General features: G+C 48.0%; 21 protein-coding genes. 18 read left to right on the top strand and 3 right to left on the bottom strand.

The features are described from left to right. The first annotated feature begins 8 nt into the window (after positions 1-8). The 15 genes from HUU58_06960 (at position 9) to HUU58_06890 (ending at position 19,369) form a co-directional block, all read left to right on the top strand. The gene (locus HUU58_06960) at positions 9-2,705 is read left to right on the top strand and encodes a T9SS type A sorting domain-containing protein (GenBank protein ID NUN45406.1); all 2,697 of its coding nucleotides are present in this window, start codon (positions 9-11) and stop codon (positions 2,703-2,705) included. Positions 2,706-2,794: 89 nt separating this feature from the next. Further along, positions 2,795-5,305, top strand: a complete 2,511-nt coding sequence (locus HUU58_06955) for a ferredoxin (GenBank protein ID NUN45405.1) — start codon at positions 2,795-2,797, stop codon at positions 5,303-5,305. 62 nt (positions 5,306-5,367) lie between these two features. Continuing rightward, positions 5,368-6,207: an RnfABCDGE type electron transport complex subunit B gene (locus tag HUU58_06950; protein NUN45404.1), complete on the top strand. Its 840-nt coding sequence runs from the start codon at positions 5,368-5,370 to the stop codon at positions 6,205-6,207. Further along, the gene (locus HUU58_06945) at positions 6,204-9,986 is read left to right on the top strand and encodes a 4Fe-4S binding protein (GenBank protein ID NUN45403.1); all 3,783 of its coding nucleotides are present in this window, start codon (positions 6,204-6,206) and stop codon (positions 9,984-9,986) included. Before HUU58_06950 ends, HUU58_06945 begins: the two co-directional genes overlap by 4 nt. Next, positions 9,986-11,344: an electron transport complex subunit RsxC gene (gene rsxC, locus HUU58_06940; GenBank protein NUN45402.1), complete on the top strand. Its 1,359-nt coding sequence runs from the start codon at positions 9,986-9,988 to the stop codon at positions 11,342-11,344. The genes HUU58_06945 and rsxC overlap by 1 nt, the downstream gene beginning before the upstream one ends. After that, entirely contained in the window at positions 11,323-12,324 is a 1,002-nt protein-coding gene (locus HUU58_06935; GenBank protein NUN45401.1) for an RnfABCDGE type electron transport complex subunit D, read from the top strand. The genes rsxC and HUU58_06935 overlap by 22 nt, the downstream gene beginning before the upstream one ends. A gap of 3 nt (positions 12,325-12,327) precedes the next feature. Beyond that, positions 12,328-13,017 carry an RnfABCDGE type electron transport complex subunit G gene (locus HUU58_06930; protein NUN45400.1) on the top strand — a complete coding sequence of 230 codons (690 nt, stop codon included), beginning with the start codon at positions 12,328-12,330 and terminating at the stop codon, positions 13,015-13,017. Then, positions 13,014-13,640 carry an electron transport complex subunit E gene (locus tag HUU58_06925; protein NUN45399.1) on the top strand — a complete coding sequence of 209 codons (627 nt, stop codon included), beginning with the start codon at positions 13,014-13,016 and terminating at the stop codon, positions 13,638-13,640. The genes HUU58_06930 and HUU58_06925 overlap by 4 nt, the downstream gene beginning before the upstream one ends. Positions 13,641-13,646: 6 nt before the next feature. Then, positions 13,647-14,225, top strand: coding sequence for an RnfABCDGE type electron transport complex subunit A (locus HUU58_06920; protein NUN45398.1), 579 nt, complete (start codon positions 13,647-13,649; stop codon positions 14,223-14,225). A gap of 4 nt (positions 14,226-14,229) precedes the next feature. Beyond that, complete coding sequence (locus HUU58_06915; protein NUN45397.1) at positions 14,230-14,460, top strand: hypothetical protein; 231 nt, start codon at positions 14,230-14,232, stop codon at positions 14,458-14,460. A 16-nt stretch (positions 14,461-14,476) separates the two neighbouring features. After that, entirely contained in the window at positions 14,477-15,451 is a 975-nt protein-coding gene (locus HUU58_06910) for an FAD:protein FMN transferase (protein NUN45396.1), read from the top strand. A gap of 80 nt (positions 15,452-15,531) precedes the next feature. After that, a complete protein-coding gene (locus tag HUU58_06905) occupies positions 15,532-16,470 on the top strand; it encodes a CBS domain-containing protein (protein NUN45395.1) in 939 nt (312 codons plus the stop codon). Positions 16,471-17,696: 1,226 nt separating this feature from the next. After that, positions 17,697-18,047 carry an MmcQ/YjbR family DNA-binding protein gene (locus HUU58_06900; GenBank protein ID NUN45394.1) on the top strand — a complete coding sequence of 117 codons (351 nt, stop codon included), beginning with the start codon at positions 17,697-17,699 and terminating at the stop codon, positions 18,045-18,047. Between the two features lie 316 nt (positions 18,048-18,363). Beyond that, positions 18,364-18,822, top strand: coding sequence for a cyclic nucleotide-binding domain-containing protein (locus tag HUU58_06895; protein NUN45393.1), 459 nt, complete (start codon positions 18,364-18,366; stop codon positions 18,820-18,822). A gap of 40 nt (positions 18,823-18,862) precedes the next feature. After that, positions 18,863-19,369 (top strand): hydrogenase maturation protease, encoded by a 507-nt coding sequence (locus HUU58_06890; protein NUN45392.1) that lies wholly within the window; start codon positions 18,863-18,865, stop codon positions 19,367-19,369. A gap of 42 nt (positions 19,370-19,411) precedes the next feature. Here HUU58_06890 and HUU58_06885 read toward each other — a convergent pair whose 3' ends face one another. From HUU58_06885 to HUU58_06875, 3 genes are read right to left on the bottom strand one after another with little or no spacing between them, the layout of a single operon-like run. After that, positions 19,412-20,503: an adenylate/guanylate cyclase domain-containing protein gene (locus HUU58_06885; protein NUN45391.1), complete on the bottom strand. Its 1,092-nt coding sequence runs from the start codon at positions 20,501-20,503 to the stop codon at positions 19,412-19,414. 14 nt (positions 20,504-20,517) lie between these two features. Then, the gene (locus HUU58_06880; GenBank protein ID NUN45390.1) at positions 20,518-21,489 is read right to left on the bottom strand and encodes a hypothetical protein; all 972 of its coding nucleotides are present in this window, start codon (positions 21,487-21,489) and stop codon (positions 20,518-20,520) included. Between the two features lie 25 nt (positions 21,490-21,514). Further along, a complete protein-coding gene (locus HUU58_06875; GenBank protein ID NUN45389.1) occupies positions 21,515-21,994 on the bottom strand; it encodes a hypothetical protein in 480 nt (159 codons plus the stop codon). Between the two features lie 276 nt (positions 21,995-22,270). Here HUU58_06875 and HUU58_06870 point away from each other — a divergent pair, with 276 nt between their 5' ends. The 3 genes from HUU58_06870 (at position 22,271) to HUU58_06860 (ending at position 25,851) form a co-directional block, all read left to right on the top strand. After that, entirely contained in the window at positions 22,271-22,942 is a 672-nt protein-coding gene (locus HUU58_06870; protein ID NUN45388.1) for a response regulator transcription factor, read from the top strand. Beyond that, positions 22,943-24,352, top strand: coding sequence for a HAMP domain-containing protein (locus HUU58_06865; GenBank protein ID NUN45387.1), 1,410 nt, complete (start codon positions 22,943-22,945; stop codon positions 24,350-24,352). A gap of 194 nt (positions 24,353-24,546) precedes the next feature. Then, entirely contained in the window at positions 24,547-25,851 is a 1,305-nt protein-coding gene (locus HUU58_06860) for an acetyl-CoA hydrolase/transferase family protein (GenBank protein NUN45386.1), read from the top strand. Position 25,852 lies beyond the last annotated feature (1 nt).

Genomic DNA, 25,852 nt, shown 5'->3' with positions numbered 1-25,852 from the left:
GATTCATTATGTCCCGAATTATGAAATTAATTTTTCTTATTGCATTATTTGGATTCAAACTAACCTACGCATCTGAAGACACTAAAAGCCCATTTAAACTTAACGATTTGAAACTTTCTCATAACAAAAAACAAGCTTCGATTGACCTGTCGCTCAATATGGAAGCAAGCGGTGACGTAGGCGTCGATTTTAGTATACCTGAATCTTTTATTTTGAAAAGCGGCATCATGAAATCAAGTGAAGGTCGAAAAAACAAATTTGAACAATTTATTAAGAAATGGGAATTCAGTTTTGCAGAGGACGGCTATTTCACCCTTCAAATCAAATTACATTTCAAACCGGCTAATGATGAATCTGAAAAAAATAGACTCTCTGAATATCAGAGTTTTGAAATCTACATTGAAATCTTAAATGGCGAAGTTACAAATTATGATACTAAGCCAAGTATCAAGTATACCCAATGGCCTATAGAAGTTAATAGGTCTGAGAATGAACAGAAAGCTACTGCTTCGTATATTCCAATGGATACCACATTTAAAAACGGAGGTATTGGTCAAAAAATTCAAAACCAAGAGATGACCGAATCAACATATTATATCACCGTTCAGATTTCCGGGCAAATAAAATACAACCATCCTTATTACCCTTATGGCATGAAAGGAATTCCAGCGGTCGGAGTCTATCTGGATTGGGACTATGATGATAATCTAACAACCGGTTATACGCCATATTATGGAGGAAACACGCTGCACGTTGACTACGATATCAGTGATAACAATGGCTACTACTATTTCAGCTTTACGTTTGCAAGTTCACAGCCGGCCAACTACTATTCTCAAAGAATACGTGTTTACGCAAACAACGCGAACGCAGCAGGTTATGATGCCGATCTTGGAAACGGCGCTAAAATGGTACCACTTATTTCAAATTCTGTCAAGATTGACATCTCCGGTGCGACTACGTCGGTCATTGCTGCTCGTGATCTCGAAACTAATGATAAACAAGGTAGCGCTCTTCGTCATTTATACAGAGCTCGCCAATTTAGCATAGCTCAGTTAAATTATACGCCACATCAGGTTCGTTATTACTTTAGGAATGTTGATGGCGCGTTTTTCTGTCAACCAGGAAATTGCGGCGGTCAAAACATCAATGCACCGCGCATTGTTTTTGATGTATCGCCAAGGACGGAAACCGCTTATCATGAATATGGGCATTTTATAGAATATGACCGTGTCGGCTTTATAGCTGATGCCAATTATTCCAGTTCACACTGGTTCTCAAAAGAGACAAACAATACATTAGCCTGGAATGAAGGCTGGGCTGAGTTTTATGCTGCTGCCACCCACATGTACTGGTATTCAGTCGAACAGCCATCACTTCCTGAACGGGGCAGTTACGATGTAGAAGCAGGACCGTCACCGACTTATCAATTTATGGATTATTCTCAAGGAATACTATTTCCAGATAGAAACAATAAAAAAGTCGAGGGCGCTGTTGCTTGCTTTTTTTATAGTCTTTGGGATGGTAATGGACTAAGAGCACCCAATTACACAGGGGATAATGATGATATATCATTGTCTGCTGCGTTTTTAATTAGTAAATTTATCAGTCGTTACAATGTCTTAGGCCAATTAATTGGGGACACTCACATTGAGGCATATAGGAATGCACTAATTAATTCAACGGAATCAAAGTATCACCCATCCATAAATGCATTATATAATTCATTGATCCTGAAATCCGGTTCTGCACTCCCGTCAACCCCAACTTCACTATCAGTATCAGGCTCTCCTAATTCGCGTACTTTGAGTTGGAATGATAATACTTGCCCGAGCGAATATACTTATGGTATATATTGGTTTGATATAATAGAGAATCAAGAACAAGGGTTTCGTATTTATAGAAAAGCCACAAATTCAGTATGGGATGGTACTCTAAATGGCTACAGCTTAATCGGGTCGGTTGGTACAAATGTGACGTCTTGGACTGACAGTACTTATCTAGTTGGTAAGCAAAGTTATGTAGTAGTTGCGTTTAATACAGCGGGGAATTCAAGACCACAAGTTGAATACTCAGGTGAGTATTACCTTCCTTTGTCTACTTATATCGAAGGCCCTTCCTGTGTAAACAAAGGTCAGATAGGGAGTTTCTCGGCTGTTGTTTCCGGCGGTACTGGAACGAATTCGTATCAATGGACTCGCAATGGTGCTATTCTTGGTACAAGTGCATCTATTTCTTTACAGGTTAGTTATGATTTTACTTTGACATTAACCATGTCCAGCGGCTCACAAACCATTTCAACAAGCACACCAGTTTCTGTATGTTCAGGCGGCGGCGGTGGATGCGATGAACCTTTGGCTATTGCAAATAACTCCAACGCGTTACCTTGCTTAGCAAAATCAAAAACAAAAGTAAACTTCACTCCTTCAAAGTTTGAATTAGACCAAAATTATCCTAATCCTTTCAACCCTTCGACAACTATTTCATTTGGAATACCCGGGGCGTCTAACGTGACTCTTAAAATTTATAATATGCAAGGGCAAGAGGTGCGTACGGTGTTTGGTCACTTTCTTGAAGCAGGATATTATGATTCCTTTTGGGATGGTAAAGATGATGTAGGTATGCAGGTTGCTAGCGGAATTTATATTTATAGAATACAAGCTGGTAATTTCGTTCAGTCAAAAAAAATGACCCTCATAAAATAAATTCAAGTGTTAAACAACAAGAAAAAATCATTAGCAGAAAATTAGACAAATTTGCGGTTTGAAATTTTATGAAAAATGAGGAAGCTCCCATGACGAGCCCTGATCCTATGTTTGCCCATCTCGATCACGTGTTGCGAAACACGTCGACGCACGGTACGCAAGACCATACCCGTGCGGAACAAAAATCCGAAAAAGCGGCGAAACCATTTATCCCGGAATCCAAAGCGGCAGACCCTTCGCAGACGTCACTGTTCTGGAAAAATCTCCGTGCGTTTTATCGCGGTGACGCCTCCGGCGCGATCGCCAAAAACCGGTTGCCGGCATTGCTCTTACCATTCCGCGATACCGATCGCATTCGGTTTGATTATCCCGTTTGGATTGCCGTTTCATCGGATGACGCGAAATCCGTTCGCACGCTAAATCAACTTTTGGAGGACGCGATAGTATCCTTTGCACCGGGTGCGGACGATGCCAAAATACTCAAAGACAACCGGCTGCGGTTAGAACAAATGATTCGCCAATATCTGAGTGAAAACGGCGGCACCGCAGCATGTACTGCGATCTGGGAAACAGCGGTCACGCGACTTACCGAACAATTGCATCTCAAAGGCGAAACAGAAAAATCTTTTTTATCGGACGCAAAGCATCTGAAAGATCATTTGCCCAAGGACGGGCACTTGTATGATTTTTCGAAAGCTATGGCGCTTACATTGCTTTCATCGGCGCTCCGTCATCGTGTCGCGGATGCACGTACCCGGCTTCTCAAAGACGCCGCTGTTTTGCGTCAGCGGTTGCAAGAAATGATTCTCATCGAAGACCACAGAAATCCTGAAGCAAAAAATTCATCGGCCGCATCCCGCAATCATGGTTACGGCAGTGCGTTTGTTGATTTTACCGCGGTATCACGCGTTTTGCCGGCATCACCGACCTTGCCGATGGCACCGGCACGCCGCAAGCGGATAACTGAAGCTTTGGCGATACTCAGCCAGCCTGATACTGTTTTCAAAGAATCGGCATTACTTATCGTCACGCCGGACATCGAAGCGCGTTACGGTATGACATGGACCGACACCATGACCTCCGCACGGATATCCATAGCACCCAGTGCAGAGGCGCTGCGATTGGCCGAAGCGCAGTTTGATGCGTACATGCAAACGATGACCTCGTGGGTTCGTGCCAAACGCATCGCGCAACTTGAATCGCAAGATCGTTATGAGGCCGACGTACACGATGTGTATTTTGAAAAATTTGACTGGCGTGCATTGAGCGATGAGGAGGTGGCTTTGTGTGCGCCGGTCGTCGTTTTAGCTTCGGATGAAGAAATCCTGCGTGACCATCTTCATGATTTTTCGACAGCCTTAGCTTCGCGGCGTCCGATCAAATTTTTTGTCATGCAATCACGATACCACAGTGACCAAGCGGCGCCGACAGGTGTTATCTCATTTGCTCATGATCTGGCCGCGATGGCGGTCGCACATCGCCAGGCGTATGTGTATCAGGCCGCGATGGTTCATCCCGAGCAAGTGTTTCACGGTATCCGCACCGGATTGTCTCAATCGGCACCATCGTTGTTTTATATGTTGGCACCGGTATCGGAACACGCACTGCTGGCATCGGGTTCCGCATTAGAAAGCCGCGCTTTCCCCGAATATTCCTACGATCCGCAACGCGGCGTTCAATGGGGCAGCCGATTTAGTGTGGAAGCCAATCCCCAAGCTGACAGCGACTGGCCGGTGTATGAATTGACCGCCACGCAATATGATAAAACCGAAACCTTGCTGCGATTGCCTTTCACGTTTGCCGATCATCTTGTGTTGGATGACACGATGACGCATCACTTCATGGATGTGCCGCCTTCGCACTGGACACCGGATCTTGTTTTACTCGCGGATTATCTCGCGCTGCCTCCATCGGAAGCATATACCAAAATCCCTTATGTGTGGACCGCCGATAAAGACGGGATTTTACACAAAACGGCGGTTGATCATGCGCTCGTATTGATGGCGCAGGATCGTCTGGATGCATGGCATTTTATTCAGGAATTCGGCGGCATCAACAGTTATCACGTTGCGCGGGCGATTGCAAAAACCCGAACTGAAATGACGGCTGAAAAAGAACGGGCACTGGACGCGCTGCATGCGCTTCATCAAAGTGAAATTGAAAAAGTGCGTGAAGAAACCGCGCGCAGTGCGATGGAAAAATTATCAGCGGTGCTGTTGGATCTGGATACTTTGCCTGTGCACAACACGCCTTCATCCGTACCCTCTTTAAGTGTGTCCAAAGCTGAAACATCGGCTACGGTGTCCGATACACCGACGGTTTCTGCACCGGTGGAGGAAGAACCGGTCATATCCAACGAAGCTTGGCTTGAAACGATACGTTGTACAAGTTGTAATGAATGCATCAACCTGAATCCGAATATTTTTAAGTATAACAGCGCTAAACAAGCGTATATCGGCGACGCCCGTGCCGGAAGTTATTTGCATATCGTGCAAGCGGCTGAGAAATGTCCGGCTAAATGTATTCACCCCGGATTACCGCTCAATCTTTCGGAAGACGGATTGGATGCGTTGATCCAGCGGGCTGCCGTTTTTAACTAACAACTTTTGTTACGTAAGAAGAATTTATCGTGTTTTCCGAAATCATCATAGCTGTAACGATCATGGTCGGGCTCGGGCTGCTTTTCGCATCGGTACTGGCGTTCGCGTATAAAAAGCTGCGTGTCGAAGAAGATCCGCGCATTGATCAGGTCGAATCTATGTTACCGGGTTCCAACTGCGGCGCATGCGGTCGCCCGGGTTGCCGTGCATTTGCAGAAAGTGTCGTCGGCGGCATCAATAAACCGGGCAAGTGTACCGTCAGTTCACCTTCGGCGGTAGCATCAATCGCGGAATTCCTCGGTGTGGCCGCCGGCTTTGAAGAAAAACGCGTAGCACGTCTTTTATGTGCCGGTGGAAAACAAGAAAGCCACAACCAGGCCGACTATTATGGAAAACGCACCTGCCGCAGTGTAGCGATGGTTACCGGCGGAACGAAAGATTGTGTATGGGGATGTTTAGGTCTCGGAGATTGCGAATCGGTCTGCGATTTTGACGCGATCACGATGAATAGCGACGGTCTACCGGTCGTCGATCCCATCCAGTGCACGGCGTGCAACGATTGTGTGGATGTATGCCCCAAAAAACTTTTTACCATCATGCCCGTCAGTCAGAAACTGATCGTACAGTGCCGTTCACTGCTTGAGGGCGATGCCGCATTGGAACGGTGTTCGGTAGCTTGCAATGCGTGCTCCCGGTGTGTGGCCGATGCAGCGCCGGGTTTGATCCAGATGAAGAATAATTTGCCCGTGATTGATTATAGTCAAAATGTATTAGCGCGCCCCGACGCGACGCGCCGTTGCCCGACACGAGCCATCGTGTGGGTGGAAGGCCGTCAATTTGAAAAAGCGCCTGCAACGCCGCTACCGATAGGGCGTGTGGAAGTTTTACCTGAGGAACTATGATGCACAATAAGAACAATTATACTCTTTACGCCGGTTTGACCAACACCACGACGGCGGCGGCGTGTTTTGATATCATCGCATCGGCTTTGACGGAGACGGCTTCCGGTCACGACGAAAGCGGGCAAAATATTTTCGGAAGACCGCTACTGCACGTATCGGCCCGCAATCTTGGGCAGGCGATGGGATTGGCTTCTTCGGGTATTCGCGCCTCTGCAACAGTTACACTTCAGGCGCTCCTTCAAGATACAGAAATGATGCACGCCTGCGTTCGTCGTCATTTGCCCGTAGTACTCGTGGCATTTGAACGTGAACAAAATGAAAACGGAGAAGGATCGTTTTGCGATACACGAGTACGTCGTTTGGCCCGTGAAGCCGGATGGATACAATTGATAGCGGCAAACCATCAGGAATTGGCCGATATGATCATAGCGGCGCATCGTATAGCCGAACTGACGATGATTCCGGTAATGGTTTTAGCCGATATGACAAACTCATCGGCGGGCCATGTTACTTTTCCAAATGAAGAAGCCTTACGCACTTATCTTGGCGATCCCGATGATATGATCGAAACACCGACATCCGGACAAAAAATAATTTTCGGAAAAATGCGGCGGCGTATCACCAACTGGTTTCATAGCGACTATCCGGTTATGTTGGGCGCCGATAAATCCGGTCTGATGCATGCGTTTGAAGCGGCGGCCGGCGGCGTGTATTTCTCCGAAGCGGCCGCACCGATCATCGATGCCGCGTGGGACCAATTTCAAACACAGTTTGGTCGTCCATATAAAAGCGTCGAAACTTTAGGTTCAGAAAAAGCCGAACAGCTCATCCTCTCCGGAGGCGCTGTCATTGCCGCACTTCGGTCCGGCGCAGAACAACTCAAAATAGCCAAAATAAAAGCCGGTGTAGCGAATATCCGCGTGTGGCAGCCTTTTCCCGGTACCGCAGTTTGCGAGGCCATCAGTGGTAAAAAAAATGTGGCCGTACTTGAACCTCTGTCCGGAGGATTTGTTCAGGAGGGACCGTTATATCGCGAAACGATATCGGCATTACAAAAAGCCGGCGAAAATGCCGGGCAAAAAAAATCGCCGCCGTACCCGGAATATCCGTCAATCAATGAACGTGAAAAACCTGTTTTGTTTTCCGGTCAATTTGGCACGGACGTTTATGACATGCCGGAAAAAACAGTCGCGAATATTTATGAACACATGCGCACGGGCGGACGCCGTCAGTTTTTTATACAACTTGATTTTACCGGAACCAAGTCCTCGTATCCGAAACAACAAATTCATTTTCAAAACCTGCATCGCGAATTTCCGGATTTGAATGCGCGTTCGATAGGACTCGACGAATCAGCCAAAACAATGATTGCGACTTCGCCTGACATTCCCGGTATCGTACGCCGTTACGAAGATCGTGGCGCACCGTATTCACGTGTGGCTTCATTTTATGATCGTGTCGGATTTTTTACAGAGTCCGGTCAAACTAAAGCCATGACGGCCGATCCGTTTCATGCCTTACCGGTCATACCCTCGGCGACGTCGGCGTTTCACAATGCCACAGCACAACGGGCGATGTATCCGGTGTTAAAATCGGAGTCATGCACCGGTTGCGGCCAATGTGCCGTATATTGCCCTGAATCCGCTCTGCCGATGGTAGCTCTTTCGACAGAGACGCTCGTACAGTCGGCAGTCGAACAAACGATACGGGCCGGAAAATCGCTGACAGAAATGACTCCGCCGGTAATCAAAAATCTCGCCAAACTGTTGCATCCGATGGTATCAGAGAACAACCCATCGTTATGCGACCTGCTTCCTGTGGCCGCCGAAAAACTGGCCGTGCAGATGAAAATGGATTCATCCAAAAAAGAAAATTTGATCGCGCAAGCGAACGACGTCGCTCAATATCTTGCCCCGCTTCCGGCTGTGATTACCAAAACATTTTTCAAAACACCGGAACAGTATGCTAAAGGCAGCGGCTTGATTTTTTCATTGGCCGTAGATCCGCATGCTTGCAATGGATGCGGCATTTGTGCTGCATCGTGTTCAGAACAAGCCCTTAGCATGCAGCCCGTGAATCCGGCGTCGGAAGCGCAGTTACAAGCTTCGTACCGGATTTGGGAAGCGCTGCCGGATACGCCCGGAGCCACGGTCAAACAATATTTAGATAACGAAAGTTACAATCCGCTGGCCGCCTTATTTCTGAGCCGTCATTATTATATGACGCAACTCGGCAACCGACGCACGGACCAACCGGCGGAAAAAATCGCGTTGCACCTGATCACGGCCGCTGTCGAAGCGACGGCACAGGCACGTATGCTTACGCACACGTCCGCGATAGAAAAGCGCATCCAAAATCTTACGGATAAATTGCAAAATATTTTGCGCGACGCTTTACCGACACAAAGTACCGAACATCTACTGGCCGCCGTTTCCGAACACGGCACGGAACGCATGTCGCTTGATGCCCTGATCGGAAAACTTGGTTCCTCGCAACGATTTGGCGTCGTCGATACGGTGTGGATCGAACGCGCCGTGTATCTTCTGCGTGACTTGAAACAACTGTATTGGCTTTTGACAAAAGGACCTACGGGTATCGGACGTGCGCGGTATTCGGCGGTAATCAGCGGCAATGATACTCTGGCATGGGCACGGCAATTTCCGGATAATCCGTTCCTCGTGCCGGTCATGGTTTTTTCAGAAGCCATCGCTCCGGACTTCGTCCGCGGTATCGGCCTCGGGCAAATGCGCCACATCATTGATAATATCAAACTTTTACGGCGTGCCGATCTCGAATTACAAAATGCGTATTTGCCGTCCCAACACGATATACAAATTGCGGCCATCACTTGGAATGATCTTACGGAAGAAGAAAAGAATCTTACACCGCCTTTGCTTTTAGTGACGGATGCGACCGTATTGGATGCCATGCCGGCGGGTGACATCATCGCGCTTATGAATAGCGGCTTGCCGATCAAATGGATCGTCACTGAGCCCGCCACCGGTGGCAAACAAAATATGTACGATCGTATGGGATTGAACGCCATGCTTTTTGCGCAACGTCAAACAGCGTGGGCTCATGTATCCCCCGGCTATCCGGCCGACATGTACCGCAGTATTACAGCTTGTCTGCGCAGTCAAACGCCGGCCATGATGTGCGTGCATACACCGATGATGATAGAAAAATTCAAACTGCAAGACATGTACGCCATGTCCGTAGAATCCCGTGTATTTCCTTTGTTGCGCTACATCCCCGACGCGAAGAAAAAATTAGCGGCTGAATTATTACACCTTGATCACAATCCCGATTATCAATTGGATTTTGTAACCGAAAAGAACGTGACCTTTGCCGACTGGGCCTGGCTTCAGCCGATGTGGAAATCGCATTTTTCACCGGTAAGCAAACCCTCTTCCGGAAGTTTGGATATTCGTACATGGTTGGCTTCCGCTGAAGAGCGTGCTAAACATACCGCGTATTATGAACGCGAAGGCGTGTTCTATTTACTATCGGGCATCTTGGCTGAAACGTGTGCGGTCGTCTATGATGCGTGGTTACAACTTCGCGAAATGGCCGGCCTTCTTTCGTCCCACCCGGTCAAATTACGTGCGCATTGGGATGCCGAATGGTCCGAAAAACATAATTCGGCCATCGATACACTGCGTAGTGAATATGAGACCAAACTGAAACAACAGGAATCAAATCATCTGGAATCCACTCGCATCAAGTTGCGGGATAAGTTATTAGCGCTTTCCGGATATCAAGCGAGCGGAAAACAATAATGGAAAACATGTCGTCACGATTGACGTTTCGCCACGGGATTCATCCCGAAGCTTATAAAGATCAGACCGCCGATCTTGCGATCGAACGCATGCCCTTCGTTGAAGAATACGCCGTTCCGGTTGCGCAGCATGCGGGCGCACCGTCGGTGCCGCTTGTACAAAAAGGCCAACACGTCACGCGCGGCGATGTGATCGCGAGGCCGGATGCTTTCGTATCCGTAGCGCAGCACGCGCCCGTCACGGGTACCGTCACGGGTATCGAACTCGGCGAGCATCCCAACGGATTGCTGGTGTACTCTATTCGTATCAAAGCCGATCCGTACAGCGCACAGACCGTACCGCAGCGACCACCGCTGGATTGGAAAAATATGGGGCACAAAGAATTTATCGCCGCTGTACAGAGCGCCGGTTTGGTAGGCCTTGGCGGCGCCGGATTTCCCGCGCATGTGAAGTTTTCCATCCCCGAAGGAAAAACCTGTACGACGATCATTGCCAATGGCTGCGAATGCGAACCTTTTCTTACATCCGATCATCGCATCATGGTAGAGTTTGCGGCCGACTTGGTCCATGGTCTCACGATACTCAGACATTTTGTTCCCGCACAGCGGGTCGTAATCGGCGTGGAAGATAACAAACCGGATGCGATCGCAGCGTTGCAAGAAGAAATCAAAAAACAAAATTGCGATTATGAAGTGGTAGCGCTCCGGGTCAAATATCCTCAGGGCGCAGAAAAAATGTTGATCAAAGCGGTACTGGGAACGGAAGTGCCGTCGGGCAAATTACCGCTGGATGTCGGCGCACTTGTGTCCAATGTCGGTACGTTGGTAGCACTGGCGCAATATTTTGAAAATGCCGTACCGCTGATTGAGCGCGTAGTGACCGTGACCGGTCCGGCTATTCGCAAACCGGCTAACCTTATGGTGCCGATCGGTACACCGATTCGCCATCTGATCGATTGGTGCGGCGGCGTTACGCAAGATGCCGTTCGAATTTTGCTCGGCGGGCCGATGATGGGCATCGCGCAAAAAACGTTGGATGTACCCGTAACCAAAGGCATTTCGGGCGTACTTGTCCTGACAGATAACGAAGTGCAGGAACTTTCCACATACCAATGTATCAAGTGCGGGCGCTGCATAGATGTGTGCCCGATGTTTCTCAATCCTTCCCTCATGGGGCTGCTCTCACGTAAAGATTTGTATGATGAACTGGAAGAACAGCACGTGATGGATTGTTTTGAATGCGCGTCGTGTTCGTTTGTCTGTCCTTCGGGAATTCCTTTAGTACAGAGTTTTCGGGTTGCCAAAAATGCTATACGTGAAAGAAAGGCGAAAGCGTCATCGAAACCCAATCCAAATTAACACTATCCACGTCGCCGTTTTTGCATGACGAAGCGACGACGCCTTGGATCATGCGTCAAGTGATTTACGCTTTGGTGCCGGTCGCGGCAGCCGCGTATTATTTTTTCGGACTGAGTGTGATTTTACTGTCGGTTGCCGCCGTGAGCGGATGCATGTTTGCCGAATGGCTTTTGTCCGGATCGAATCCGCGTCACCAATCGCTCTTCGACGGCAGTGCTTTATTGACCGGACTTTTGCTGGCATTGACCTTACCGCCGGGCTTTCCGATGTGGATGGCATTTCTCGGCGGACTGATCGCGATCATGATCGGTAAGTATATATGGGGCGGGCTCGGACAAAATATTTTTAATCCTGCATTGGTAGGCCGTGCTTTTCTGCAAGCCGCATTTCCCACGGCGATCACGACGTGGTCGGTGCCGGACGGACGATATTTTTCCGCGCGGGGTACTAATCTGGCATGGCCTTTTTTTCACGGCGAACCGTTAGATGCAATCTCCAGCGCCACACCCCTTTCGAGTATGAAGTTTCAGCACGAAGCCACCGAATTATCACAGCTTATGCTGGGCCATACCTCCGGGTCGCTTGGCGAAACCTGCGGCGTGATTATACTTTTAGCCGGCGTATATCTGGCCTATCGAAAAATTTTCAATTGGCACATCCCGGTTTCTATCATGACTGCTACCGTCGTACTGTCGGGTATATTATATATCGTCAACCCGGTTTTATATCCTTCACCGATGCACATGCTTTTCTCCGGCGGTTTGATGCTGGGCGCCGTCTTTATGGCCACCGACCCTGTGACGTCGCCTATGACAGTGCGCGGCATGTGGATTTTCGGAAGCGGAATCGGAATTTTAGTAGTTCTCATCCGCATCTTCGGCGGTTTACCGGAGGGCGTGATGTATGCCATATTGCTGATGAATGCCGTAACGCCGTTGATCAACCGCGTTACGCGCCATCGCGTTTACGGAACGAAATAAATTATGGAACATCAACATATACCCGCAACACCCGTAGCGCCGCAAGAAGCCGAACCCAGCTCATTGATTTTGATCCTGACGCTGGCCGTGGCCGGATTTTTTTCAGGACTGATTTTAGTGGTCGCTTATTTTTCGACGCTGCCGATCATCGAGCAGAATAAGGAAGAAGCGCTGCAGGAAGCCATCTATCGCGTCGTACCGGGTTGCCGCAGTTATGAAGTATTGGTTTTAAAAAACGACCGTCTTGAAAAAGCGCAGGGCGAAGAAGCCAAAAAGGGCGATCGTATATTTCTCGGGTACGATGAAAAAAAATCGGTCGTCGGTTTTGCGATCCCTGCATCGGAACCCGGTTTTGCGGATGTGATCAAAATCATTTACGGGTATCAGGCCGACGGAAAAATCATCGTCGGATTTGAAGTGCTCGAAAATAAAGAAACGCCCGGGCTCGGCGATAAAATCATCAAAGACAAAAACTTCGTCGCCAATTTTAAAGCGCTGTCGGTCGAACCGGAGATCGAGGCCGCAAAGACCGGAAAAAAAACCAAACCCAATCAGGTCGAAACGATCACCGGCGCGACCATATCGTCGAAAGCTGTTATTCGTGCTTTACAAAAGGCCATGACACGATGGCAAACCGCCATTGATGATTACATGCAGCAGAACAATCTTACTTATAATCCGAAACAACCATGAACGCGATTGAAAAAAGCGGACGCGCAACACACGAATTGATCAAAGGCCTGTGGAAAGAAAATCCGACATTTGTTGCCGTACTGGGCATGTGCCCTACCCTCGCCGTTACCAATTCGGCGATCAACGGACTGGCTATGGGACTGGCCACTACATTTGTTCTTGTAGGCTCATGCCTTTTGGTGTCCATGTTGCGTCATTGGATACCTAAACAAGTACGCATCACGACTTTTATTGTGATCATCGCCACATTTGTGACGGCAGTTGATCAATCGCTCGAAGCTTTTTTCCCTAAAATTCATAAAGAACTTGGCGCGTTCATCGCCTTGATTGTGGTTAACTGCATCATACTCGGGCGGCAGGAAGCTTTTTCATACAAAAATCCGCCGTGGCTTGCCGTAATGGATGCACTCGGTATGGGACTCGGCTTTCTCGGCGCATTGATGACGCTTTCATGCATCCGTGAGGTTTTAGGCAATGGTTCGCTTTTTGGCGTATCACTTTTCGGTGACGCGTTCGAACCGTGGGTTATTATGATATTACCGCCGGGCGGGTTTTTATTGCTCGGCTCGCTGTTGGTTGTGATCAATTGGATCAAGTTTGGCCGTCAAACGGCGAAAGTGTAGGCGTATATGGGCGAATACCTCTGGATATTTATTTCGGCGCTGCTGATCAATAATTTTACTTTGGCCAATTTTCTCGGCATTTGCCCGTTTCTCGGCGTGTCTAATAAAATTGAGACGGCATTCCGTATGGGTTTGGCCAATATTTTTGTAATGCTCATTACGGCGATTTGCGCATGGGCTCTTAATACCTATGTACTTGTGTATGCGCCGTATTTGCGGCTCATCAGTTTTATCGTGGTGATTGCCAGCACCGTGCAGTTTTTGGAAATGGTTATCAAAAAACTAAGCCCGGAACTTTTTCGTGCGCTCGGCATTTATCTTCCGCTGATCACGACCAATTGTGCGATTCTCGGCATTGCGTTATTCCAGACGTCCAAAGAATACGGATTGGTGCAAGCGTTGTTTTATGCGCTCGGCGGTGGCGGCGGCATGACGCTCGCTCTGGTGATTATGGCCGGTATTCGTGAAGAAACACGCATTATGGATATTCCTAAAACACTGCAGGGTACGGCGCTCAGTTTGATTATTGCCGGTATTTTATCCATGGCGTTTATGGGATTCGCCGGATTATTCAGCTCAAATTAAAATTATGGAATTAGCCAAATACATCTTGCCCGTTTTTGCATCGGCATTTTTGTGCGCGTTCTGGATTATCGTTCAGATGATCGCACGCCGTATGAAAACTAAAAATCTTTTTGACCATAAGCCGTCGTGCGGCCACTGCGATGAAGACGGAAGCTGCGGCGGCGGTCATTGCGAAGCGCGGGAAGCCTTTCGCAAAAAAATGCCGTGGGCCGGATCGGCTGCACCGACGAAATAAGAACGGAGTTTTTTTTATGCACCGAAGACAATTTCTCAAAACAAGCGGCGCCATGCTGCTGGTATGTGCCGGAGCCGGCCTGGGACCATTGCTTTTATCAAGACGCCGTGTGTACACGATGACGCGCCCTCTGATGGGAACGATCGGCGAAATCCATGTCGTGTCGGACGATGCGCGCTGGGCCGATCGCGCCATGGAAGCGGCGTTTGAGGAATTACAGAGACTTGAAAGTCTATTGACATATTTTTCGCCGGCCAGCGATGTCGGACGTATCAATGCGGCGGTGACGGGCGCGGAAATTCGCGTTGCACCGGAAACGGCCGATCTGATCGAACGGGCGCTGCATTGGTCCAAAGTGACCGACGGCGGATTTGAGCCCGGGCTGGGAAAAGTGAGCGATACCTGGGATGTGAAGCATCGCACGGAGCCGCCCGCGCAAGACGTATGGCAGCGGTTCGCCGGACTGTCCCTGCATCGTTTTATTCATGTGACGAGTGGCTCCGAGGCGTCGGTAAAAATTTTATCACCCGACGTACGGCTTGATCTTGGCGGTATCGCCAAAGGGTATGCCGCTGATCGTGCCGCCGAAGTTTTGAAAAAAGAAGGGATCACGCAGGCGCTGATCAATCTGGGAGGAGATATCGTCGCACTGGGCCAGCGAGCCGACGGCGAAGGCTGGCGTGTCGGTGTGCGCGATCCCGAACGTGCCGATGTGATGGCGACTATCGTGACACTGCATGATCAGGCGATCGCGACGTCGGGTACGTATGAACAGTATTTCCGTTCCGGCGGACGCGTGTACCATCATTTGATCGATCCCAAACTAGCCGAACCCAAACGGGCACAGTTCCAAAGCCTGACTATCGTCGGGACCAATGGACGCGACACGGATGCGCTGGCTACGGGTTTGTTTTTTAGCACGGATGAAAATAAAAAGAAAATTCTCGCCGATCATACCGACCGATTTCAATGCATGACGTGGGGCGCATGATCGAAAAAGAATGGATGCGAGAACTGGAAAAGCGATAGATCAACGGTCCGTTCAACGGACATTTTAACGGCGAGGTTACCATGAATGCAGGAATTACCAAAGCCCGTGTGGATTCACTCAATCCCCGCAAACCGCTCTATGTAGAAAAAGATGCGACCGTGGCCGATGTGGTCGCGATGATGGAGCAAACCAAAAGCGGATGTATTTTGGTGCGTGACAAAGGCGCATTGATAGGAACGCTGTCCGAGCGGACCATTCTTCGCAATCTGATCGCGATGCATATGGAGTTTTCACATACGCCGGTTACGCGCCTGATGAGCACTGATACGCATTGTTTGTATGCCGACGATTCGGCGGAGTACGCGCTCAATGAAATGACGTTCGGCGGATTTCGCAATATCACCGTACTCAGCCAGGTCGGAGATCCGAGCGGCATTCTCACGTTCGAAGACATCTTGGATCACATTTTAGCCAAAATGCATGTCCGGCTTGATACCGAAGAAAAAAAACCGCGTTCATCCGAAAAAAAACGAGCCCGTGAAAAGCAAGGCATTGATCCCGAAGATTTTGATCGTCCGATCGGTGTCCTGGATCCGCCCGCGGCTTTGTGTGTGGAGTCCGGCGGCCTGCTCAAAGATGCGGTGCGGCAGATGGCCGATCGCAATATCGGCTGCGTCATGGTTGTGCGTGACAAAAAATTGATCGGTACCGTGACGGAGCGTTTTTTATTGTACAAGATCGCACACGAGACGCCGGATTTTGATACCGCTAAAGTGGATGACTATATGCGTGTCGCACCGCAGTGTCTGCAAATGCACGACCCTATTAGCGCGGCGATTCGTATCCTTGCACTGCACGATGTACGCCATATCCCGATCGTCAATGAAAACGGCGAACCGGTTGCGTTTACGTCCGTACGCGGCGTGATTGATTATATCGTATCGTTTTATCCGGATGAAATCATCAATCTTCCGCCGCATCCGATGCGTTTCGGTTTACGCGACGAAGCCGGCGCATAATAAATTATAGATATTCATTTTTTAGGCGTGCCCCGTCACGCGCGCGGCGTGACGGGTCGGGCTTGCTCCGGGCTATCGGCCTCCGCACGCGCCTTTGGCGCGTTTACGGGGTCTTCGCTCGCGCCTGTACGCGAGCTCACCCTCCACATCCCTCACGCGGGACACCGCTTCTCCCATCATTTCTTCATCAACAACCATCTGACACCAAGTAGGAACAAAACGACGTATCGAAGTGTCGTGCGCCTACTGAAGCTACCATCAATAATAACCTCTCGCGGAGTCGCAAAGATAAAAAATGTTTCGATCGTAATTTAAAACTTAGCACCTTGGCGAGAACTTGTTTTCTGTCTTTACAGAACCCTCAACTCGGCGCATGCTATCTGACACCGAGTAGGAGCGAAGCGACGTATCGAGGTGCCGTACGCCTACTGAAGCTACCATCAATCATAACCTCTCGCAGAGTCGCAAAGATAAAAAACGCTTCGATTGCACTTCGAGGCTTAGCGTCTTAGCGAGAACATGTTTTCTGTCTATATTATTATATATATAGCACCCTCAACTAGACGCATGCTATCTGACACCGAGTAGGAGCGAAGCGACGTACCGAAGTGTCGTGCGCCTACTGAAGATAGCATCAATAAAATTCTCTCGCAGAGTCGCAAAGATAAAAAATGTTTCGATTGTAATTAAAAACTTAGCGTCTTAGCGAGAATATGTTTTCTGTCTTTACAGAACCCTCAACTCGGCGCATGCTATCTGACACCGAGTAGGAGCGAAGCGACGTACCGAGGTGTCGTGCACCTACTGAAGCTACCATCAATAATAACCTCTCGCAGAGCCGCAAAGATAAAAAATGTTTCGATTGTAATTAAAAACTTAGCGTCTTAGCGAGAACTTGTTTTTTTGCAAGCCGTATGTACTGATGTTTTCAGAACAATACTTCAACAGGAGCGTCATCTGCAAAAATGAGTATTGACAATGGAAAGGATAGCTTGTAAGTTTAATACGTAATTAACGCTTCGCGTGAAATTGTTCAGGGCGATTTCAGGCGAGAAGTTTCAACCCTGGGGATAGGAGGTGATCCGTATTAAGCATAACTTAATGGGAACCTCCGGTGATGCCCGCTAGCGACGTGCTACGGGGGTTCCCGGAAATCGTTGAGCCCCGCTGAAAAGCGGGGTTCTGTTTTTTACGAAGTGAATTCAAACTAAAATTACTCACGCATCATGAATCTCGAAACGATCCGCACATATTGTCTTAAGAAAAAATCAACCGATGAGGATTTTCCGTTTGATCACGAAACATTGGTATTCCGGGTCAGTGGAAAAATTTTCGCTCTCATCAATACCCATATTGCCGAATTTATCAATCTCAAAGCCGATCCTGAAAAAGCCATCGAATGGCGCGAGCGTTACGAAGGCGTTCAACCGGGATACCACATGAATAAAAAATTGTGGAATAGCGTGTATTTGGACGGATCCGTGCCGGATAAAGAAATTTTTCTAATGATTGATCATTCCTACGACGAAGTCGTCAAAAAACTCCCTAAAAAAGAACGTATAAAAATTCAGCCTTGAGCATCCCCTCCCCCCTCATACTTTGAACTTCTATAAATCTCAACAACTTAGGGCCATTTAACTTAAACCGCTGACGCATATCACACATCGTGATGACCTACGTCGTCGCGCAGTCGAGTCATTAGCCTTATCTTAAGTTACAGGACTATAGGAGTCCGGTGTATGAAAACTTTTGCCGGCATAACGTTCCCGCCTTCCCCCGATATCCAGGACCCGAGTACGTGTACGATTCGTTTACATACAGCTTACGGCTGTATCGTTTGATGTCCGGGTGTGTCTGTTATGCCGGCGCTTATTTTTAAGACGGAAAACCACTATGAAAGATTTGAAGTTTTTTCTGATGCAGCACCCGTTACTGATTGATATGTCAGCCGAGCACGTTGAATTGATCATCGGTTGTGCATCCAATGTGCGGTTTGATACGGGACAAATTATTTTTCGCGAAGGGCAGGAGGCTAACGAATTTTATCTGATCCGCCAAGGCAAGATTGCATTAGAAATCGGATCGCCCGGTCGCGGTCACATCGGCATACATACGTTGACCGAAGGCGATATCCTCGGATGGTCATGGCTCATCCCGCCGTACCATTGGCAATTTGATGCGCGGGCTTTGGATTTGACATTAGCTATAGCACTGGATGGACGATGCCTGCGCAACAAATGCGAATCCGATCATGAACTCGGATACCAATTGCTCAAACGGTTTTCGCATATCGTGACCCAGCGCCTGGAATCCACACGGCTCCAGATTTTGGACATGATCGAACACGTATAAAATGCACCGTTCGTTTTATTCACCATTAAAGGAACGGCTTATGAAAGAATATAATGTTATCACAACGCCGGCATCGGTCGTCGTGATCGGCATCGGCAATGAATACCGGCGGGATGATCGCGCCGGTATCGAAGTGGCGCGCGCCATAGCGGACATGTGTTTACCGGATGTGTGCGTCATCGAACATAACGGCGACGGCTCGTCGCTGCAAGATGTATGGTCCGATGCACGATGGGTTATCATCATAGATACAGTGTGTTCGGATAACATACCGGGGACCATCTACAGGCTTCGGGCTAATGCCGATATTATACCCGGTAATTTTTTCAATTACTCTTCGCATGCCTATAGTATTTCCGAGGCTATCGAATTGGCCAAAGCATTACACCATCCCGTTCCGGAAGTCATTATTTACGGCATAGAGGGCGCCAATTTTGAATTTGGCGAAGAGCTCACACCCAATGTTCGCGAAAAAATCGGCGACCTCATCACACGCGTGTGCCAGGATATCGAGCGCATTATGCAGGAGTCTCCGGTATCGGCGTAATCAGGTATTAAAAAATTTTAAGTCCCACCTTTACCGTTTAAGTTATTTCATTTCAACTAAACGGTATTCAAACATAACCGGAGGCACTGTAATATTTTTGGGCTGTTTACTCCATGCAATTCCTATGAGACGTGATCGTATTGGGTCACTCGTGACGGTTTCTGCAAATGCTTCCGAAACGAGAATCTGCCCATGATCGGCTTCTGAACACATACGCGACACTTCGCAGATGCCAAATCCATTGGCCGTAAAATGTTTCTGTGCACTTCCGCCGCCTATTGTTCCTAGTACGATATCCCGGCTATAATGAATGCCGATATTGAGGTTCGTATCCCAATCCGGAAATTTGGCTTGTGCAAACGCGCGAAACGTTTCCTGCATTTTTTTAGCCACCCCTACGATATCGTCACTTGCAATGTGTTCATCAAAAAGCGCAAACACCAAATCACCGGCATAGGATAATGTGATTCCTCCGACTTGCCGAATACGTTCGTCCATCAAGTTACAGAATTCATTAGCCAGATTGGCAACCTCTGCAGCCGAATGAGCTTCACAAAACTTTGTGAATCCCTGCATGTCCGCCATGATAATTTTAAATGCGCCGGTAGCTTCCAGCGAAGTTTTTTCATAAATACGCTTGTACACCTCGGGATGTACAAATGAACGCAACTCATTTTCTAACTCGACAATGCGTTTTAAGAAACGCTCGCGTTCATCCCAAAGCTGTATGAATTTATTGATGATCAGCCACAGAATGCCCGGAATCATAATCCCATTGATCAGTACAATCAGAAAATGAGACGGTTTGATCAACCACGGCAACCACTCCTCCTCGATCTCATCCCATTCGGCGGCCAGATAGGTCGCCACGACGATATACGGCAGCACGACGACCACCATAAATCGTGTCCACAACATCCGCGTCTCATTCTTACGCTCAATCAGAATAGCCATCTGATGGACCGCTAAAGGAAGCATGATGATCAGAAAAAAAGATAAGGTCATGTGCGGCAATTCTAAAAACCAACGCAGACCTTCATCTTGTATTTCATGCCATTCTCCGAAAAGATAAACTGAGAACGTGCCTATACCGAAAATACAAGCCGCTGTGAGTACGCCGTACTTTTTAAACATGCAATGCCCTCTGATCAGAAACTAAATTGGTATTGGACAATCAGTTTATTTTGTCCCTGATTATTGGTTTCAATATTCTCACGGATATGTTGGAAATTGACCTGTGCCCGCATTCTCGGATGGAATGCGATCGTAGAACCTACGACATACTTTCTTTCCTGATCGGATTTGTTGTTTTTATCCGGTTGATAAAATTCATACCGCACGCCCCACGAAATTTGGGTATCACCGATATGGTGGGTGTATTGCCCGTATCCATAATACCCGTATCCGGAAAGGTGTTTGTCTTCCATCGTACCTTTGGAGCGTATGTATTCGCCCTGTATTTTGATCGGTCCGACTTCACACGTCAGATCGGCGCCGATGCGATGAATGGCAAAATTGGTCGAATCGGTATGAATTTTTTCGTAATACCCCGAACCGCCGGTTTCAATATATTTTCCGAATGGTTTAAAACCGATTCGCCCGATGACGTCGCGTTCGATATGCTCGTCTTCCGATTTTTGAAAATATCCGACATCACCGACAATCCAATTCTGCTCATAATATGTACCAATACCTACTTCGCGTGCGGAAAAGACAGATTCGACCACTTTACTTTTTTCGATGAAATGTAGTTCGTCTTCACCGGTCGGGTTCTCAGCGCCGAAAGGAATTTTATACCGACCTAGCCGGACTTTTGAATTTTTAGAGATCATGAAATCAAGATACGTGTCGTCTAGGATCGGCGACCCTTGCGGATCAAACTCCACGGCATAATGTACACGATCAGGAAGGACGCTTCCTTCAAAAGCAAAACGCACACGATTTATATCAAACCCGCTCTGGCGATCATGTTCCTGATTTTTGAGGTATTGAGAATATATGATCTGGGCGTAACCGGAAACCGAAGGACGGGCATCGTCTTTTTCATTATTCTCTTGCCCGTACACAGGCCAAAAATAAAAGCCAGCACAGAGCAGTAAGTAAACAATCCATCGTTTCATAATTTAGTTCTCCTGAAAAAATATTTTAATCATCATCATACTTTTTTTGTGTTTGCGACGGAGCGTAGCCGTTATGAATTTCCGTATGATGAATTTTGCCACCGAGACTGGCTGTCCATGCCATCAAACCGTTGGCCGTCAATGCAACGATCAAAAAGGTCGCCCATATCAAGCGATGGGCGTGTACCCGTTCAATAAAAAAAAGCCCTATCACGGCCAGTACCCCCAAAATACAAGCCCCGATCAAACTCGCTACCGCTGAATCTTCGTGAGACTCCAAATGCATCATGGATATACCGCCGATGTTTTCAATGATTTTTTCCGCCGGCTCACCGGTCATAAAAACCGGCACGGATACCGCACCCGCGATTACAAAAAAGTACATACTCAATCGTGTCCATTCTATTTGCGATCGCCATCGCGCTGCGATCAATAAGATTGTCGCCGCCGCTAAAGCCAATACCGGAATGTGGTTTAATAAAAGATGCATATGCGCCGGATTCATAAGCCGCTTCTCCTTTGATAAGATTGATCCCAATGTACATACCTCGCATTAAAACCAGATTAATGAAGCATTAAATAGTTTTAAGAATGAGCCCTAAGTTTTTTAATCTATTGGACGACGGTATAATCCTTTTTTCGTTTCAACACGTTCTACTTTACGAGGGGGAGGCGGCGCAAAGCATATCATCCTTGCATGCGCATTAATGTTTTTTAATTCACAATGCGTTGCATTACGTCTGTTTTAGATGTAAATTTTTCCAATCGAAAAGGTATTGTTATGCGCATTTTATTGATCGAAGATGACCGCAAAGTGGCATCCTTCATTCAGCGCGGATTGAGCGAGGCCGGAAATGCCGTGGATATCGTATATGACGGCCGCTCCGGTCAGACACAGGCCGAAGTCGAAAATTACGATTTGCTGATCGTGGATTGGATGTTACCTAATAAAGACGGCGTTTCCGTTTGCCGCGACTTACGCGCCAATGGTTACACGTTGCCCATACTCCTGCTTACAGCACGTGAAACCGTCAACGATCGTGTCACCGGACTGGATGCCGGCGCCGATGACTACCTGACCAAACCGTTTGCGTTCAACGAACTTCTTGCACGCACACGCGCGCTCATGCGCCGTGGATCGCGTACGCTGGATCTTTTTACCGTGGATGATCTGGAAATGAATCTTTCCGAACGGCGCGTTACCCGCGGCGGACAATGGATCGAATTATCCAATCGTGAATTTTCGATACTTGAGTATCTACTGCGTAACAAAAATCGCCTTGTGACCCGCACTTCACTGACCGAGCACGTATGGGATATCCACTTTGACCGGGGAACCAATATCGTGGACGTCTATATCAACTATCTTCGCAAAAAAATTGATACGGGAACCCGTAAGCCTTTGATTCACACCATTCGCGGTGCCGGATATATGCTCAAGGAGCCGGATTAGATGCGCGTATCGCTTCGATGGAAATTCATACTCGGCTTTATTGCTTTCGGTGCTTTTCTGGTGGCTACGACTTCGACGGTTTTTTATATCGCCTATCGTACGGCTATCACCGGAAAAATCGAAACCGATCTTATTTCCGAATCACAACGGTTCTCTGAGTTTGTTTCTTTTACCGATGATTCGATCACTGTAGAAGATTCCGATGAATGGAAAGAACTCGAACACATCAAAATCTCGCCGTACGCACGCTATATCATTATCACGGATAATCAATTTAAAACGGTACGCAAAACGCGAAACCTAGCCGATGTGGAGTTTCAATCGTATTACCCATTCAAACCCACGCCGGAAGCGAATGCGGTCTTACTGGATGTCGAAAATGAAAAATACGTATGTGTGATTTATCCGATCCACCGCAAAGGACGCCCGGCCGCGTATGTTTTAGCCGCGCATAATTTCAGAATTGCCGACCGCTATATTGACGTTTTCGAAAACACCATGATTTTTTCAATGGCGGTGGTCATTTTATTGGGCACCATCGTAGCGTATTTTTTTGTACGGCGGATCACTAAGCCGATGATCGAAATCATCCGTGTGGCTGATACCATCAATTTGGAACATCTGGATCAACGCATCACCCTGGAAAGCCCCGACGAAGAAATACAAAACCTCGTTACGACGCTCAATCAACTATTGGATCGTCTTCATCGCTCTTTTAATCAGATCAACGAATTTTCGTCCAATGTCTCTCACGAATTGCGAACACCGCTGACTATTTTGCGCGGTAATATCGAAGTGGCGCTCTCCCGTGAACGAACACCCGAAGCCTACGTCGAAGTACTGTCTGATCTTTTGGAAGAAGTGTTATCCGTCATTCAGATCGTGGACGGTTTGTTACTGCTGGCGCGCGGTGATGCACGTCAGATCGTAACCGAAAAACAACGCTGGTTTGTCGGTGACATCATCAGTGAATTTTCTAAAGACTGGGAAGCCATCGCTTCTTTGCGGCATCAGACGATAAAATTGAGCCCATGCCCGCCCTTGTATGTCCAAGGTGATAAAAATCTGCTGAGCCAGTTATTTCTCAATATTATCACCAATGCCTCCAAATATTCGCCACCGGATTCCGTGATCGAAATCGAAACCCGGGGTGTTACGCTTTCAACGAATTCATATGCAAAAATCACCGTACAGGATCACGGCATGGGCATTCCCTCTGAAGATGTACCGAAAATTTTTGAACGGTTCTATCGCGTCAATAAAGACCGTGCACGGGAAAGCGGCGGGACCGGGCTTGGGCTTGCCATCGTACGCATGATCGTCGAACTGCATGACGGAAAAATCGAGCTGGAGAGCAAACAAGGCCACGGAACTACAATTTCGATTTTATTGCCCGCAGCATCGTCATAAGCGACTTTTTTATACTTCCGATGGTGTATTTCGCTCCTATTTTCAACTAAGTTCCTACTTTTTAGCATTTCTCATTTCCGCACCTGATAAATATCACCCGATCATTTGATTCCCATCCTAACGCACCGTAAACAAATACTGTACCTTATATCAGTCCTGCTATTTGACAATGATTTTATGGAGTTTACACCTATATGGGATGGCGTGAAGATTATAAACGCAAAACGGTAACTGCGGAAGAGGCCGTATTGGCCATCAAACCCGGCGATCGTGTATTTACGAGCGGTAATGCCGCCACATCGTATGTCCTGCTCAGTGCGCTTGCAAAACGTAAAGACGAACTTACCGATGTCGAAGTAACCCACGTGCTTTTACTCGGCGATGACCCGCTTTCCAAACCGGAAATGGCCGGGCATTTTCGTCATAATTCATTATTTGTAGGCCCGGCCGATCGTGATGCCGTCAATGACGGACGCGCCGACTATATCCCCGTTTTCCTCTACGAAATTCCCAAACTTTTTGCTTCGGGCGAAAAGAAACTCGACGTAGCTATCATTCAGACCTCCATGCCGGATGATCACGGTTACATGAGTCTCGGGGTGGAAACGCTGGCTACGATGGCCGCGATACGTGCCGCTAAAATCGTACTTGCTCAGGTCAATGAAAACATGCCGCGCACGCTCGGCGATTGTTTTGTGCACGTTTCCAAAATTCACAAACTTGTCGAAGTGCATGAAGATTTGCCGGAGTTACCGCGCCCGCAAATCACCGACACGGAAAAACGCATCGGTCAATACGTGGCTCAACTTGTAGACAACGGTGCTACGCTCCAGCTTGGTATCGGCGGTATTCCGGATGCCGTATTGGCATCGCTCGCCGACAAACGTGATTTGGGTATTCATACGGAGATGGTTTCCGACGGTGTGATACAAGCTATCGAATCCGGTATCGTTACGGGTTCCAAAAAAACACTGCATCCCGGAAAAGTGATCGGTACGTTCGCACTCGGTTCCAAACACCTCTACAATTATATCGATAATAATCCGATGTTCGAATTTCGTCCTTCGGATTATACCAACGATCCGTTCATCATTTCGCGTAATGAAAATATGGTCGCGGTTAATTCCGCCATCGAAGTGGATATCACCGGACAGATTTGTGCTGACTCCATCGGCACTAAAATTTTCTCCGGATTCGGCGGTCAGGTGGATTTTATTCGCGGCGCCGCTTACGCCAAAGGCGGCAAACCGATCATCGCGCTGCCGGCTACGGCACAAGGCGGGAAAACATCCCGCATCGCACCGGCTCTTAAATCGGGGGCAGGTGTAGTCACGACGCGGGCCGATGTACACTATATCGTTACGGAATTTGGTATAGCTTATCTTCATGGCAAAAATCTACGCGAACGTGCCGACGCGCTGATCGCCATCGCGCACCCGGATTTCCGGGAAGAACTTGCGCGCGCGGCGCACGAACGATTCAAATATAATTCTAAGTAAG

Source organism: bacterium (assembly GCA_013360215.1).
Classification (GTDB): domain Bacteria; phylum CLD3; class CLD3; order SB21; family SB21; genus JABWCP01.
This window is presented reverse-complemented; position numbering and strand designations above follow the sequence as displayed.